At 48.1% G+C, this 14,828-nt stretch carries 15 protein-coding genes; 11 read left to right on the top strand and 4 right to left on the bottom strand.

Annotated elements, in window-relative coordinates:
* From nspC to ligA, 4 genes are all read right to left on the bottom strand, one after another.
* Entirely contained in the window at window positions 1-1,146 is a 1,146-nt protein-coding gene (nspC, locus tag BC643_RS17400; protein WP_120274701.1) for a carboxynorspermidine decarboxylase, read from the bottom strand.
* Window positions 1,147-1,277: 131 nt separating this feature from the next.
* Window positions 1,278-2,159: a 4-hydroxy-tetrahydrodipicolinate synthase gene (gene dapA / locus BC643_RS17395; RefSeq protein ID WP_120274541.1), complete on the bottom strand. Its 882-nt coding sequence runs from the start codon at window positions 2,157-2,159 to the stop codon at window positions 1,278-1,280.
* Window positions 2,160-2,169: 10 nt separating this feature from the next.
* Complete coding sequence (locus tag BC643_RS17390; RefSeq protein ID WP_120274540.1) at window positions 2,170-2,658, bottom strand: DUF6913 domain-containing protein; 489 nt, start codon at window positions 2,656-2,658, stop codon at window positions 2,170-2,172.
* A gap of 140 nt (window positions 2,659-2,798) precedes the next feature.
* Window positions 2,799-4,805 carry an NAD-dependent DNA ligase LigA gene (gene ligA, locus BC643_RS17385; RefSeq protein ID WP_120274539.1) on the bottom strand — a complete coding sequence of 669 codons (2,007 nt, stop codon included), beginning with the start codon at window positions 4,803-4,805 and terminating at the stop codon, window positions 2,799-2,801.
* A 390-nt stretch (window positions 4,806-5,195) separates the two neighbouring features.
* Here ligA and BC643_RS17380 point away from each other — a divergent pair, with 390 nt between their 5' ends.
* The 11 genes from BC643_RS17380 to BC643_RS17335 are packed head-to-tail and all read left to right on the top strand — an operon-like array spanning window position 5,196 to window position 14,826.
* On the top strand, window positions 5,196-5,834 hold the full coding sequence (locus tag BC643_RS17380; RefSeq protein ID WP_147377259.1) for a DUF4255 domain-containing protein: 639 nt from the start codon (window positions 5,196-5,198) through the stop codon (window positions 5,832-5,834).
* A complete protein-coding gene (locus BC643_RS17375; protein ID WP_120274537.1) occupies window positions 5,831-7,270 on the top strand; it encodes a hypothetical protein in 1,440 nt (479 codons plus the stop codon). Before BC643_RS17380 ends, BC643_RS17375 begins: the two co-directional genes overlap by 4 nt.
* A 34-nt stretch (window positions 7,271-7,304) precedes the next feature.
* The gene (locus BC643_RS17370) at window positions 7,305-9,068 is read left to right on the top strand and encodes a phage tail sheath family protein (RefSeq protein ID WP_120274536.1); all 1,764 of its coding nucleotides are present in this window, start codon (window positions 7,305-7,307) and stop codon (window positions 9,066-9,068) included.
* 32 nt (window positions 9,069-9,100) lie between these two features.
* Entirely contained in the window at window positions 9,101-10,489 is a 1,389-nt protein-coding gene (locus BC643_RS17365) for a phage tail sheath family protein (RefSeq protein ID WP_120274535.1), read from the top strand.
* A 27-nt stretch (window positions 10,490-10,516) separates the two neighbouring features.
* Entirely contained in the window at window positions 10,517-10,951 is a 435-nt protein-coding gene (locus BC643_RS17360) for a phage tail protein (protein ID WP_211338127.1), read from the top strand.
* 17 nt (window positions 10,952-10,968) lie between these two features.
* Window positions 10,969-11,436, top strand: a complete 468-nt coding sequence (locus tag BC643_RS17355; RefSeq protein WP_120274534.1) for a phage tail protein — start codon at window positions 10,969-10,971, stop codon at window positions 11,434-11,436.
* A gap of 9 nt (window positions 11,437-11,445) precedes the next feature.
* A complete protein-coding gene (locus tag BC643_RS23420) occupies window positions 11,446-11,610 on the top strand; it encodes a DUF5908 family protein (RefSeq protein WP_170154607.1) in 165 nt (54 codons plus the stop codon).
* Entirely contained in the window at window positions 11,610-12,338 is a 729-nt protein-coding gene (locus BC643_RS17350; protein WP_120274533.1) for a CIS tube protein, read from the top strand. Before BC643_RS23420 ends, BC643_RS17350 begins: the two co-directional genes overlap by 1 nt.
* A gap of 1 nt (window position 12,339) precedes the next feature.
* Window positions 12,340-14,094: a type VI secretion system tip protein VgrG gene (vgrG, locus tag BC643_RS17345; RefSeq protein ID WP_120274532.1), complete on the top strand. Its 1,755-nt coding sequence runs from the start codon at window positions 12,340-12,342 to the stop codon at window positions 14,092-14,094.
* 6 nt (window positions 14,095-14,100) lie between these two features.
* The gene (locus BC643_RS17340) at window positions 14,101-14,379 is read left to right on the top strand and encodes a PAAR domain-containing protein (RefSeq protein ID WP_120274531.1); all 279 of its coding nucleotides are present in this window, start codon (window positions 14,101-14,103) and stop codon (window positions 14,377-14,379) included.
* A 21-nt stretch (window positions 14,380-14,400) separates the two neighbouring features.
* Window positions 14,401-14,826 (top strand): GPW/gp25 family protein, encoded by a 426-nt coding sequence (locus tag BC643_RS17335; RefSeq protein ID WP_120274530.1) that lies wholly within the window; start codon window positions 14,401-14,403, stop codon window positions 14,824-14,826.
* The last annotated feature ends 2 nt before the right edge of the window (window positions 14,827-14,828 follow it).

The raw sequence follows: 14,828 nt of genomic DNA, 5'->3' as shown, positions 1-14,828 counted from the left end.
CTAACTAAGTTTCCCCTTGTAGTCTTCGTAGCCGAATTTACGGATCAATTGAAATTCGCCATTCGATTTAATCATGCCGATGGACGGATGCTGAACCCCGTTGAAGAAAGTGGTTTTCACCATCGTGTAATGGATCATGTCTTCCAGAATCAAATCGTCGCCAATTTCCAGTTCATCTTCAAACGACCAATAGCCGTAATAATCGCCACTCAGGCAGGTATTGCCACCCATGCGGTAAGTTGGTTTGCCGCTAACCGGGCCAAACACCGAATTCCGGATGCGGGGCTGGTAAGGCATTTCCAGGCAATCGGGCATGTGTGCTGCGAACGACACATTCACCATGGCAGTTTTGATTCCTTTGTTTTCTACCAAATCTAAAACCGAAGCTTTCAGGAAACCGGTTTCCCATGCAAAAGCGCTTCCCGGTTCCATGATGATGTGCAGGTTCGGATAGCGAGTTTGAAGGCCTTTCAGCAATTCAATTAGGTGTTCTACATTGTAGCCTTTGCGGGTCATCAGGTGGCCGCCACCCATGTTAAGCCACTTCACTTGTTTCAGAAATTTGCCGAACTTCTCTTCAACTGCCATCAATGTTTTTTCCAAATCGGTTGAATACGATTCGCAAAGGGTGTGGAAGTGCAAGCCATCAATACCTTCCGGTAAGTTGTCGCCAATTTGCTCGGCAATAACGCCAAGACGAGAGCCGGGCGCACAGGGATTGTACAATTCAGTCTCTACTTCCGAGAACTCCGGATTGACACGCAGGGCAACCGATATTTTCTTGCCCGATTTCTGGATCATTGGGTAAAAACGCTCGTACTGACTCAGCGAGTTGAAAGTAATGTGGCTCGAAAGTTGGATGATCTCCGGGAAAGTCTCCATGTCGTAAACAGGGGCATAAGTATGTGCCTCCGTTTTCATCTCCTCGAAACAAAGTTTGGCTTCGTGCAGTGAACTGGCAGTTGCCCCGCTGATGTATTCGCGAACAATCGGGAACGCGCTCCACATGGCAAATCCTTTGAAAGCCAGAATGATTTCGACACCCGCACGCTTTGAAACGGATTGAATCAGTTCCAGGTTTTTACGCAATAGGTTTTCTTCCAACACGAAACAAGGAGATGGGATTTCCGGAAATTCAACTTTCATGGTTGATATCATTTAAATTAACAGTATTCGAAATTAGCAAATAAAAAAACAGATAACAGAAAACCATTGAATCCAGCTGAAAATGCAGCTGATTTCAATGGTCTCGTCAATAAATCGTGATCAGCTGAGGACTATAATATCCGTTTCAGTTCGTCTTCCAAATCTTTACGCAATTCGGCGCTGGCCTCGAAAAGTGGTAGGCGAACATTGCTGTTGGCCTGGCCCAAAATTTCCATCAATGCTTTAATTCCGGCCGGGTTTCCTTCGCGGAACAGCAGTTTGAACAGATCGACCAGTTTGAGGTGCAGTTCGCGGGCCTCGTTGTATTTTCCGTCGAGTGCAAAATGAATCAGGTCCGACAATTGTTTTGGAAGAGCATTTGCAATCACCGAGATCACGCCAATTCCACCAACAGCAATGATTGGCAGCGCCAACACATCGTCGCCCGAGATCACGGCAAAATGATCCGGTCCGTGTTTCACCATTTTGGCAACCTGAGACGATTCACCCGATGCTTCTTTCACGGCGATTACGTTCGGGCAAGCCTTGGCGATGGCCACCGAAGTTGTCGATTCCATATTTACGCCGGTGCGCGATGGCACGTTGTACAATACAACCGGTACCGGGCAGGCGTTGGCGATCAGTTTATAATGTTCAATCAAGCCCGCTTGTGCAGGGCGATTGTAATAAGGTGTCACTGAAAGAATCCCGTCGATGCCGTCAAAGTCGGTGTCGTTGATGGTCTTGATGACTTTATATGGATCGTTTCCGCCCAAACCCAACATGACAGGCACGCGCTTGTTAACCTTCGATTTGATGCAGCTGATTACTTCTTTTTGCTCGTCGGCAGTTAAAGTCGGTGTTTCTGCAGTTGTGCCCAAAGCAACCAGGTAGTCCATTCCGCCTTTGATTTGCTCTTCAACCAAGGTCTCGAGGGCATTGAAATCAATCGAAAGATCATTTTTAAACGGGGTGATCAATGCAACCCCTGCGCCTTTAAAAAGGTGTGTCATGCTATGTTTTTTATTTTATTTCATTTAAATAATGAATCAGTTGCTCGGCCAGAAAATACGCATCTCGGCGTTGGCTGACATCGACACTGAAATCGAAATAATTGGGAGTCGCTAAACTCCATCCGGCTTTAAACGATGCTAGCGAAAGCGCCCGAACAATTTGAACAGCCAAGCTGTCGGCCAAACTGATATCAAGCAGCAAATCAAATCGTTCGTTGATAAATTCGTCAACAGCCGGTTTTTTGGATTTACCAAAGAACGTAAAATCTTTTGGGCTGAAAGTAATCTCGCGCTGATCCGTTGAATAGCAAATTTCTTTACACTGGATCTTATGGTCGCTCAGATATTTCTTCAGCATTTCGTACGCAGCCCGATCATTCTCGTTCCAAATTATTCCCACGTTTTGCGCGTGGTTCAGGTTGACGAATTTCTTGGTGCGTCGTCTGGATTTTACCAGGCGACCAAGCTGCCAATAAACTACTCTCTTTTTTAATCCCATATAAACGTGCGCAAAAATAAGAATTTGTTTGTGATTAACGTCCGGTCGTTGGTAATCAAATTCGAAAAATCCACAAGTTTTGATAACCGGAAATCACATTCGATTTCTCTGTATTTTTTGTTCAGCCAATCGCTGAAGGCTTACTCAATCATTTTTAAAAACTCGTCTTCTGAAATTATCGGGATGCCCAATTTCTCGACTTTCTCCATTTTTGATGGCCCGACATTACTTCCAGCCAGCAGGTAAGAGGTTTTCTTGGAAATGGAGCCGACGTTTTTCCCTCCGTTCTTTTCGATCATGTCTTTTAACTCGTCACGCGAGTATTTTTCGAAAGTTCCGGAAATGACGATGCTCAGTCCTTCCAGTTTGTCACTGCGTTCACTCAAAATCGTATGATCCAGCTCGAAACAAAGTCCCTGTGCTTTCAGCCGGTTGATGAGTTCTACGTTTTGCTCATTCTGAAAATAAGCCAAAACGCTTTCGGCAATTTTACCGCCAATTTCGTCAATATTGGTCAGATCCTCCAAGTTTGCAGCTTCGATTGCTTCGATGCTGACCATTTTTTGCGCCAGCTTTTTAGCAACGGTTTCGCCGACAAAACGGATTCCCAATGCAAAAAGTACACGTTCGAAAGGAACGTTTTTCGAAGTATCCAGGCTTTTCAAAATGCGTTCGGCTGATTTTTCGCCCATGCGTTCCAACGGAATCAGTTGTTCGGCGGTCAACTCATACAAGTCGGCGCTGTTGTGAATCAATCCCTGCTGGTAGAGCAGTTCAATGGTTTCCTGTCCCAAGCCATCAATATCCATGGCGCGACGACTGATAAAGTGTTCAATTTTTCCTTTGATCTGCGGCGCGCAGCCCGTTTCGTTTGGGCAGTAATGCGCTGCTTCACCGTCGCGACGGACCAGTGGTGTACCACATTCCGGACAGTTGTGAATGAATTCCACCTTCTGAGCCTCAGGTTTGCGCAGACTATCGTTCACATCCACAATCTTCGGAATAATCTCGCCGCCTTTCTCCACATAAACAACATCCTCGAAATGCAGATCGAGCTTATTGATGATGTCGGCATTGTGCAAGGAGGCACGTTTGACGATTGTTCCGGCGAGCAGGACAGGGGTGAGGTTTGCAACCGGGGTCACAGCACCGGTGCGTCCAACCTGGAAGCTAACCGACTCGAGCGTGGTGCTCACCTGTTCAGCTTTAAATTTGTAAGCCACCGCCCAGCGGGGCGATTTTGCAGTAAACCCGAGGTTGTTTTGTAAACGGCGCGAGTTCACCTTGATTACAATACCGTCGGTGGCTACCGGCAGGTTAAAGCGCTCGGTATCCCAATAATTGATAAAGTCGATGACTTCCTGTATGGTTGCACATTTTTTGGTGTGTTCCGATATTTTGAATCCCCAAGCTTTAGCCCGTTCCAGATTTTCGTAGTGCCCGTCTTCCGGCAGGTTTTCGCCGAGCAGGTAATAGAAATAGGCATCTAGTTTGCGTTTGGCAACTTCCGAAGCGTTTTGCATTTTCAGTGTTCCCGACGCGGCATTTCGCGGATTGGCAAAAGGCATATCGCCGGCTTCTTCGCGTGCCTGGTTCAATTCGGCAAATACAGCAAACGGCAATAAAATTTCACCGCGCATTTCAAAAGCTGCCGGGAAATCGTTGCCTTTTAGTTTCAGCGGAATACTGCGGATGGTGCGAACATTGGCGGTTACATCGTCGCCTTTTTCTCCATCACCGCGGGTAACAGCACGCAACAGGCTGCCGTTTTCGTAAATCAGGCTCACCGATGTTCCGTCAAACTTCAGCTCGCAAACAAATTCGTAAGGCTCATCAATCAGTTTTTTAATGCGCTGGTCAAAATCAATCAACTCCGTTTCGGAGTAGGTATTCGACAGCGAAAGCATCGGGTATTGGTGTTTCACTTGTACAAATTCCTGGTTGAGGTCGCTTCCAACACGCTGCGTTGGCGAATTCAGATCGAAGAACTGCGGAAATTCGGTTTCCAGTTTTTCCAGTTCTTTCAACTTCATGTCGAATTCGTAATCGCTGATCGTCGGGTTCGACAGCACATAATATTGATAGTTATGCTCTTCCAATTCGTGGCGCAACGCGCCAATTATTTCTTTAGCCTTTTCTGGGTTCATCGATGATAAAAATTTGCCCTAAAATACAAAATCCGATTAGAAGCGTCGTCCTCTAAATCAGATTTCGAGTCGGAATATGCCGGAATAAGCACGGCTTCAATCTGCGGTTTGCAAAGTATTTGAAGATAGGCTTTCTATTTAAGATAAAATTGTCTGAAAAATCATCAAAAATGAGGATTGAATACGGGATTGAAACCTGGTAATTTTATAGGAATAACGCGATTAGAAACGGGATTGAAGTAGTGGAGAGATCAGATTACCTTTCCTAAAACCTCGCTTCACTAAAGGGATTTTTGACAATAAGTTGCTCCGGACAGCGGTCTTTGGGCCGATATTTTTCGCCAAAATGTGTCCTGAAAACAACTGTTGGGAGTTCTCAAAAAACAAAGGTTGAAAAAGCATTATTTGCAGGCAATGATACACACAGCGCTTTCTTTTATTACCAACGAATTGAATCAATACCTCCAACTGCGCACCGGTACGCCGGGCGTTGACCGGGTATTTTTAACGAGCGTGGCCACGGAGAGTAACGGGGTAATTATCCCGGACAAGTCGCTTGGGGTGTCGTTAATTAATATTGAAGAGGAGCGGGTTTACAAAGACCAACGAAATTCACTGGTTAATAACTCCGGGAATGTTGAATACCTGAATCCGGAAATCAAGCTGAATCTTTACGTGTTGATTTCTGCCAATTTCCAGGACAAGAAGGCAAATGATTCTTCCGACGATTACGTTGAGGGCTTGAAACAGCTTTCGTTTGTCATTTCATTTTTCCAGGCAAAGAATGTTTTCACACAGGAAAATTCGCCGGCTTTGGCTGATTACGATCCCAATCTCCGACGTCTGGTGATCGAATTGTATTCCTATTCCTTTGAACAACTCTACAACTTCTGGACTGTGGTTGGGGCAAAATATCTGCCCTCGGTACTCTACAAACTGAAGATCGTTTCCTTCCAGGAACGACAAGTTTCGGGCATTGCGGCTCCAATCGAGCATATTCGTATCGATAGTAAAACCAAGAGCCAATGAACATTAACTACCATCGACTTTTCAACCTAAACGTAGCGCACGAATATTTCAAAGACGGGCAGGATCGTTTTGTGCGCCTGGACCCGACGGCTGAAACAGCGCGATTGCTGCAAAATGGTAAGATGCTGTTCAAGCGGCTTCCGCACGGGATTACTGTTTTGTACCGGGCTGTAGAAGATGGTATTTCTCCTCTGGTTGAGTTGCCCGGGAATCAGCATTTCGTATTTGCATTGAGATGTACTAATTTGCCTGCTTTCCTGAATTTGACCCAATTGGATGAATCGCCCGGCCGAAAATACAGTTCCGGCAAAATCCTTTACCTGACAAACTCGCCGGTGGCAGCTTCGTCGAATTCAGCCAATCCTGAGATCATCGGGCACAGTCTACTGGATTCGCTTCGGGCCAAGCTATTTACTTACGCCTTTCGGGTCAGCGGAAATCCGGCAGTGGTCAAATTTCAGGTTACCGATTCGGCAGGTACACCCGTTTCTGTTGGGAAGGACACCGACGGCGTTCCTTTTCCTATTACGCTGAATTTGACGATTTCTTCGGTTAATGAATTTAACGTTCAAGTTGATTTGAGAAGCAAGATCAGTGGCAGATATACAATTACAGTTTTGGATCAGGCCGGAACAACGACGCTGTTGCAGGAAAAAATTTATGTGGATGACAGTTTGGCCCGGCAGCAGATTTTGGGTGTGGTCGAACTGGTCTACGAAACCGGAAGCGGGCATCTGTATGGGCCGACGGAGGAATATCGGCTACAGTTTCGGCGTGCCAGCACCGTGTGGAAATATTTTGTGGTCAACAAATGCTCGAACATCGATTTCAATTCCGATACCATTTCAATAAACGACAACGGGGCCACTACGGGAACCCCTTACAGCATAAATCAATTTAGCCGTGCTTACGCAAGCCTGAAAATTGCAGCTGATGCAACAGGACCAGCAGGAAATTCAATAGGTATGAGTTACAGCGGAGTGGAAGAGTTTCCTGCTGTTATTTTGTCCGGCGAAAGTTTGTCCGGCGGTCAAACAGGAGTAGCTGCAACCGGCACAATTACGATTGTGAACAATGCCGCAACAGGGTATACAATTTCAATTGAAGGAACTGATTTCACTGAAGGAACTGATTTTACGAAGGGGGCATCGCCTGCGGATACAGCTAATTCTTTGCGTTTGGCGATCAATGGAACCGGAGCTGTAAATGCCTCAGCCTCGGTATTGAAATATGATATTCAGGTTAACGACCAGCAGGCCCTGGTATTTCAGTCGACCCAGGGAATTCCTTTTTTCGAAATACCTAAAACCAGTCTTCAGCTTCGGAGAGCACCCGGAAATCAAATACTCGTAGCCAATCTGCCAAATCCTGCTCCTGGTGGCGCAATGAAGCAGGTCAGCGGCAATCCCGAATCAGAAGTCTACCTCTACATATAAAACAGATGAAATAAAATAATTAAAGCGAACGATTATGGCCATTTACAAAACACCCGGTGTATATGTTGAAGAAATATCGAAGTTACCGGCTTCGGTAGCTCCGGTCGCCACGGCGATTCCCGCATTCATCGGTTACACGGAAAAACGCGAGAAGGACGGGGAAACGCTGCCGGCAAATAAACCGGTTCGTGTTACTTCGATGCTCGAGTTTGAAGAGATCTTTGGCGGAGCTTTCGATGAAAGTTTGGTCGCTACACTCACAGGCCCTGATGTAACAGAAGCAAATACGACGATTGCTGTTGCGGCGGCAACGGCTTTGTCGCCTTATACGCTTTACTATAACCTTCAAATGTATTTTGCCAACGGCGGTGGGCCTTGCTATATCGTATCGGTTGGCACTTACGCGGCCTTGCCGGTACCGGCTGATCCGGGCACTTTGGTGAGCGTGGGCGAGTTGCAGGCAGGCGTGACCGCTGTTGAAAAGGAAGACGAAGTAACCTTGTTGGTTGTGCCGGAAGCAGTTGTGTTGAGCCCTTCGAACCGGAAAACCATCAACGACGATATGCTGACGCAGTGTAACAAGTTGCAGGATCGCTTTGCCATTATGGATGTGTCCGTATTGGGAGGAACAGCTGATGCCGACGGAATTGGATTTCGGGCTGATGTTGGGCCTGATTACCTGAAATACGGAGCTTCGTATTATCCGTCGCTGAAAACAACAATAAGTCTAAACTTCGAAAACTCGGGTGTGGCGGTCACAGACAGTCGGACCGGAGGAACCTTTACCGGTGGAAATACTTTGGCCGATGTTTTGGTCGGAGGTGCTGCTGCTGTTGCTGCAACCGGAACAATTACCGTCACTGATTTTAATGTACTGGCTGACGATATCATCACGATTAACGGACAGGCAATAACAGAAGGAGCCGCACTGGATTGGCAAGCCGGGGCTTCCAACGACGATGCGGCAGCGTCCATCCACGCAGCGATTGTTGTCTTGGGCGATGCGGATTACACCGCGGAGGTTGCAGCCAATGTGATCACCATTACGGCAACATCAGGTGACGCCGGAAACAGCATTGCTTTGGTTTACACGGATAGTGGCACTGGTAACGGAATAACCCTTTCAGGTGCGACGCTGGCTGGCGGATCGGATGGACTAACAGCGGATAAAACGCTCTACAACAACATTGTCAAAACCATTAAAAAGAAATTTGAAATAACCCTCTATCCATCAGCAACGATGGCCGGAGTGTACGCACGAGTCGATAACAATCGCGGGGTCTGGAAGGCGCCGGCAAATGTCAGTCTGCGAATGGTGAAAAATCCAACGGTTTTGGTGACCAACGAGCAGCAGATGAACCTGAATGTGGATGCCACTTCCGGCAAGTCGATCAATGTCATTCGTAATTTTTCAGGAAAAGGAATCATCGTTTGGGGGGCACGAACGCTGGCGGGCAACGATAATGAGTGGCGCTACGTTCCTGTTCGGCGGTTTTTCATTTTTGTGGAGGAGTCGGTGAAAAAAGCAACCGAGTTCGTGGTCTTCGAACCAAATGACGCGAAAACCTGGCTTCGAACTAAAACGATGATCGAAAACTTCCTGTCCGGTTTGTGGCGCGATGGTGCTTTAGCCGGTGCCAAACCCGAAGAAGCCTTCTTCGTGAAAGTTGGCCTTGGTGAAACGATGACCGCACTCGACATTCTGGAAGGCCGCATGAACATTGAGATCGGCATGGCTGCAGTTCGACCGGCCGAATTTATTATCCTGAAATTCTCGCACAAACTTCAGGAATCCTAACACGAATCACGATAATCTAAAAAATCAGACTTATGGCAATTTATAAAACTCCGGGAGTTTATATCGAAGAGATTTCCACTTTACCGGCGTCTGTCGCCGGGGTTGAAACGGCGATACCGGCCTTCATCGGTTACACGGCGGTGGCTGTGCAGGATGGTGTTGGGGTGACCGGAAAGGCAATCCGAATTTCTTCGCTGTTGGAATATGCCGAAATATTTGGCGGCCCCAACAACGAGGACATCGTGGTTACGCTGAACGACACAGTCAATTCAAGCAACGAAGTGACCGACCGTTCGGTGACAGTTGCTGTTCCTTCGGTTTCTGAATTCAAGATGTACTACCAGCTGCAAATGTTTTTCAATAACGGTGGCGGAGATTGTTACATCCTGTCGGTTGGCGATTATTCGTCGGGTGTGTCGCAATCGGTTCTCAGTGATCGTATTGCATTGCTGGAAACGGTGGACGAACCTACGTTGTTGGTTTTTCCTGATGCCGTTTCGCTGGGTAATGTCGGCGAATACGGGCAGGTCATCCAGGCGTCGCTGACCCATTGCAACAAACTACAGGATCGCTTTACGATTGCTGATATGTACGGCGACGATGCAACAGCTTATCGCGGATCACTTGGTAACGACTACCTGAAGTATGGAGCTTCCTATTATCCCTTCCTCGAAACCACATTGAATTACGGATTTGACGAGACTGCGGTCGAGATTAATACACACAATCAAACTGGTGGTGGTGCCATCGCTGATTTGACCGGTACAAGCCTGGCAACGCTCGCTTCTAGTGAGCCTAGTTTGTACCGAACCATTTTGGCCGAGATTGCCAAGAAACGCGTTGTGCTTTCTCCCTGCGGAGCAGTAGCCGGAATTTACGCTCGCGTTGACCGGGATCGCGGTGTGTGGAAAGCGCCTGCCAATGTGGGTGTGCGGTCGGTTGTTGGTCCGGTTACCAAGATTACGCACCAGGAACAGGAAGCGCTGAATGTAGATGCTTCAACCGGTAAGTCCATCAATGCCATCCGCGTATTTGCGGGCAAAGGAACACTGGTCTGGGGATCACGAACGTTGGCGGGAAACGACAACGAATGGCGCTACGTGCCGGTTCGCCGACTGTATATTTTCATTGAGGAATCGGTGAAAAAGGCAACCGAATTTGTGGTCTTCGAGCCGAATGACGCAAATACCTGGCTGCGAACCAAGACGATGATCGAGAACTTTCTGACCACACTTTGGCGAGACGGCGCTTTGGCTGGCGCCAAACCCAACGAAGCCTTTTTCGTGAAAGTTGGCTTGGGTGAAACCATGACGGCCATCGACATCCTCGAAGGACGGATGATTATTGAAATCGGAATGGCTGCTGTTCGTCCGGCGGAATTCATCATTTTGAAATTCTCGCACAAAATGCAGGAATCTTAATACTTTAATACTTAAAAACTAAACGATATGGCTATTAACTATCCAGTTAGCGTTTTTCACTTCCAGGTTGAATGGGGTGGAAACAGAATCGGCTTCACCGAAGTGTCCGGGTTGACCGTCGAGCTTCAAAATATCGATTACCGCGAAGGTAGCTCACTCGAATATCAGGTAACCAAGATGCCTGGCATTCCGCAGTATTCAAATATTACGCTGAAGCGAGGTGTTTTTCAGGGCGACAACGAGTTCTTCCAGTGGCTAAACACAGTCAAACTTAATAAAATTGAACGGCGCGATTTGACAATTTCGCTGCTCAACGAGGAGCACGCTCCGGTTGTTGCCTGGAAGGTCAAGGACGCTTATCCGTGTAAAGTTGACGGGCCGTCACTGAACTCGACCGGCAACGAAGTGGCGATCGAAAGCATTGAGCTTTGCCACGAAGGGTTGACGATTGAATTCTCGTAAAACGAAGCTTAATTACTATGGCACTTTTCTATCCACCGGTTGGTTTTCATTTCATTGTTCGGTTCGAAGGGCTGCTGCTCAAGTACCCGGGAATTCCGGATATCGGCTTTCAATCCGTTTCCGGAATCAATGCCGAGGTGACCGTGGAAGAATATCATGAAGGCGGGGAGAACCGTTTCAAACACAAACTTCCGAACCCGGTTAGCTACCCCAATTTGGTGTTGAAGCGCGGCATGCTGGTCGGATCGCAGCTGATGCAATGGTTTAAAGATTCGGTGGAGAGTTACGCTTTCGAGCCACACGACATGACTGTGATCCTGCTCAACGGAGATCACATTCCGATTCAGGGATGGAACTTTATCAAAGCCTGGCCGGTGAAATGGGACATTTCCGATTTCAACGCCCAGGAAGCGACTATTGTCATCGAGAACATCGAATTCGCCTACCAGTATTTCAGGCGCCTGGATGTGACTTCACTCTTCTAAAAACAAACAATGCCGATTGAAATAAAAGAACTGATTATTCGGGCGATTGTCGACGACTCGGCTTCAAAGGAGCAAAAGTCGCCCATGCCGGAAATAAATCGTGAAAAGCAGGATCGATTTGCCGAAAAAGTCGATATGCTGATGCAACTGATAAAAGATAAAAACGAACGCTGATGGGATTACTCAATCTGTTTGACGGGCTGGCGGAAGTGGCAAAACTGACGATCATCGCTTATTCTGACGAGAATTTTCAGAATCAGACAGGTGAGACTTTTTCAGTGATGTACAATCCGAACACTTTCAGTGAGAGTTTCGGAACCGAGTATGCACCGCAGCGGGCGATTGGTGGAACGGCCGACACACAGTCGTTTCAAGGGCAACCATCAAGCTCCGTTTCCTTCGATTTTCTGTTCGACGGAACCGGAGTTTCCGGTGTTGGAAGCACGGCCGTCGATCTGAATCCTGCAGTCGGCGGCGTTGGATACGTCAAGGAACAGATTGATGCTTTTATGAATATCACCCAGTTGTATGTGGGCGAAGAGCACCGGACCAATCACCTGGAGTTGAGCTGGGGAACTTTCCACTTTTACGGGGTGATGGAGCGGGCGACGGTGACCTACAAACTGTTTCATTCATCGGGAGCACCGTTGCGTGCCACAATCAATGCCACGTTCAAGCAGACTGTTTCACGGGAAGAACAAGCGGCCCTGGCCCGGAGATCTTCTCCCGATTTGACCCACTTTCGGCTGGTGAAGGCCGGAGAGACGCTGCCGTTGATCGCACAAAAAGTTTATGGCGATTCGTCGCTTTACCTGGAGATCGCTCGCGTGAACGATATCAACAACATTCGGCGGTTGACACCCGGTCAACAGCTGGTGTTGCCACCTATTAATAAGAAGTAAGATGCCAGTTATAAGAACGATACCGACACAAGCAGAAACCGACCTGGCCACTTTTACGATTCTTTCGAACGGGGAAGTGGTTGGTGGAGATGTGGGGATTGAGAGCATTTGGGTTGTCAAATCGGTCAATCGTATTCCGACTGCCCGGGTTGTCCTTTTCGACGGAAGCGTTTCGCGCGAGACCTTCGAATTGAGCAGTGGCAACCTGTTTTTGCCGGGTAACGAAATCGAAATCAAGGCTGGTTATCACTCCGATGAAGATACCATTTTCAAAGGCATCATTACCAAACACAGCATTCAGGCGCGAAAAGGCCGCTCGGGCTATCTCATTTTGGAACTGAAGGACGCGGCCATCAAGATGACCATTGGGCGCAAAAGCAAATATTTTGCTGAATTGACCGACAGCGACATGATTGAAGAATTGATCTCCGGATACGGTTTCGATGCGAATGTTGAAAGTACGACGGTAACACACGCCAGCCTGGTGCAGCATCATGCAACCGATTGGGATTTCATGATGACCCGCGCCGAGGTGAATGGAAAACTGGTTCTGGTTGATGATGGCAAAGTTGCGGTGAAAGCGCCGGATCTTGCTGCAGACCCGATTGTGGAACTGGCCTACGGCTATAATGTGTACGAGTTCGAAGCAGGTTTGGACGCCCGAGACCAGTTTGCGGCGGTCAAAAGCAGTGCCTGGGATTTGGCTAACCAGGAGATTGTTGAGGGGGAAGGTGATGATCCCGGCTTGCCGGAACAGGGAAATTTAGCAACCTCGGATTTGGCCTCAGTTGCAGGTCCGGAGGAGTTTCTCTTGAAACATTCGGGGCGAGTAAAAGATGCAGAGTTGAAAGCCTGGTCGGATGCTCAACTGTTGAGAAGCCGACTGGCCAAGATTCGCGGAACCGTCAAGATCCAAGGGTTCAGCGACATCAAACCGGGACATGTGATTCAATTGGCTGGTTTCGGCGACCGGATGAACGGGCCGGCATTTGTTTCTTCGGTTTCTCACCGCGTAACAAACGATTCCGATTGGTTCACCGAAATTGAGTTTGGCCTGCAAAAAGATTGGTTTGTCAATTTATACAACGATATCGTTGATAAGCCGGCTGGCGGGTTGATTCCTTCGGTCAACGGCCTGCAGATAGGCGTGGTCACCAATATTCACGAAGACCCCGACGGAGAAGAACGCATCAAAGTACGTCTGCCGATTATCGACAGCGAAAACGAGGGCGTATGGGCACGGCTCGCAACACTGAATGCCGCGCAGGATCGGGGCTGGGTTTTCCGGCCTGAGATTGAAGATGAGGTGATTGTTGGCTTTTTGAATGACGACCCGCGCGACCCGGTCATCCTGGGCTCGTTGTTTAGCAGTGCCAAAGCATCGCCTTTACCGCCCGAAGAAGAAAATACGCAAAAAGGCGTGGTTACCCGTAGTGGGATGAAGTTCCTTTTTGATGATGATAAAGTGAGTGTGACCATCGAAACGCCCAATGGGAATACCATCGTTGTTAGTGACGATGAGGGATCCATCAACATTGAGGACGAAAACAAAAACAAGTTTACGCTCTCGTCGGATGGCGTCACGCTCGAAAGTGCAGCGGATATCAAGATTAAAGCAAGTGGCGATATCAACCTCGAAGGGGTGAACATCAACCTCAAATCGCAGGCGCAACTGAAGGCCGAAGGCAGCGCCGGTGCCGAGTTGTCGTCGAGCGGTCAAACCGTAGTGAAAGGTTCAATAGTCATGATAAACTAAAAGAATATGCCGGCAGCAGCAAGAATGACAGATACGACAACCCATGGCGGAACCATTATCGGTCCCGGTGACCCGACGGTGTTGATTGGCGGAATGCCCGCAGCGGTAATGGGCGATAACCATATTTGCTCGCTGCCGCCGAATGTGCATCAACCTACCGTGAGTCCTTTCCCGATGGGAAGTGCGACCGTTTTGATCGGTGGCAAACCGGCAATCCGGGTTGGCGATACCTGCATTTGCGGAGCTACTGCAGCGGTTGGGGAGCCAACGGTAATCATTGGTTGACGAAATTTTAAACGGAAAAAAATGGCAAGAATTAAAGTTGAAGAAAACACTTTTTTAGGCCGGGGATGGTCGTTTCCACCAGCTTTTTCACGTGGCGGTTATGGCGTGGACATGGTCGATAACGAGGAAGATATCCGGCAAAGTCTCATCATTTTATTGTCAACCGCGAAAGGCGAGCGGGTGATGCAACCCGATTACGGAGCCAATATGGATGAGCTCCTGTTCGAACGTCTGTCGGTTTCCGTTGCTCAACGCATGACTGCCCGAATCGAAAAGGCGATTCTCTTTTTCGAACCCCGCGTGAAAGTCGACGACGTCAACTTTAAGCTCGATGCAGAAAACGGTATGGTGGAGATCCGGATCGATTATACGGTCATTGCCACCAACAACCGGCGCAATATTGTGTACCCCTATTATTTAAATGAAGGAACGGACATAGCTCAATAAAA

Source organism: Mangrovibacterium diazotrophicum (assembly GCF_003610535.1).
Taxonomy (GTDB): Bacteria; Bacteroidota; Bacteroidia; order Bacteroidales; family Prolixibacteraceae; genus Mangrovibacterium; species Mangrovibacterium diazotrophicum.
This window is presented reverse-complemented; position numbering and strand designations above follow the sequence as displayed.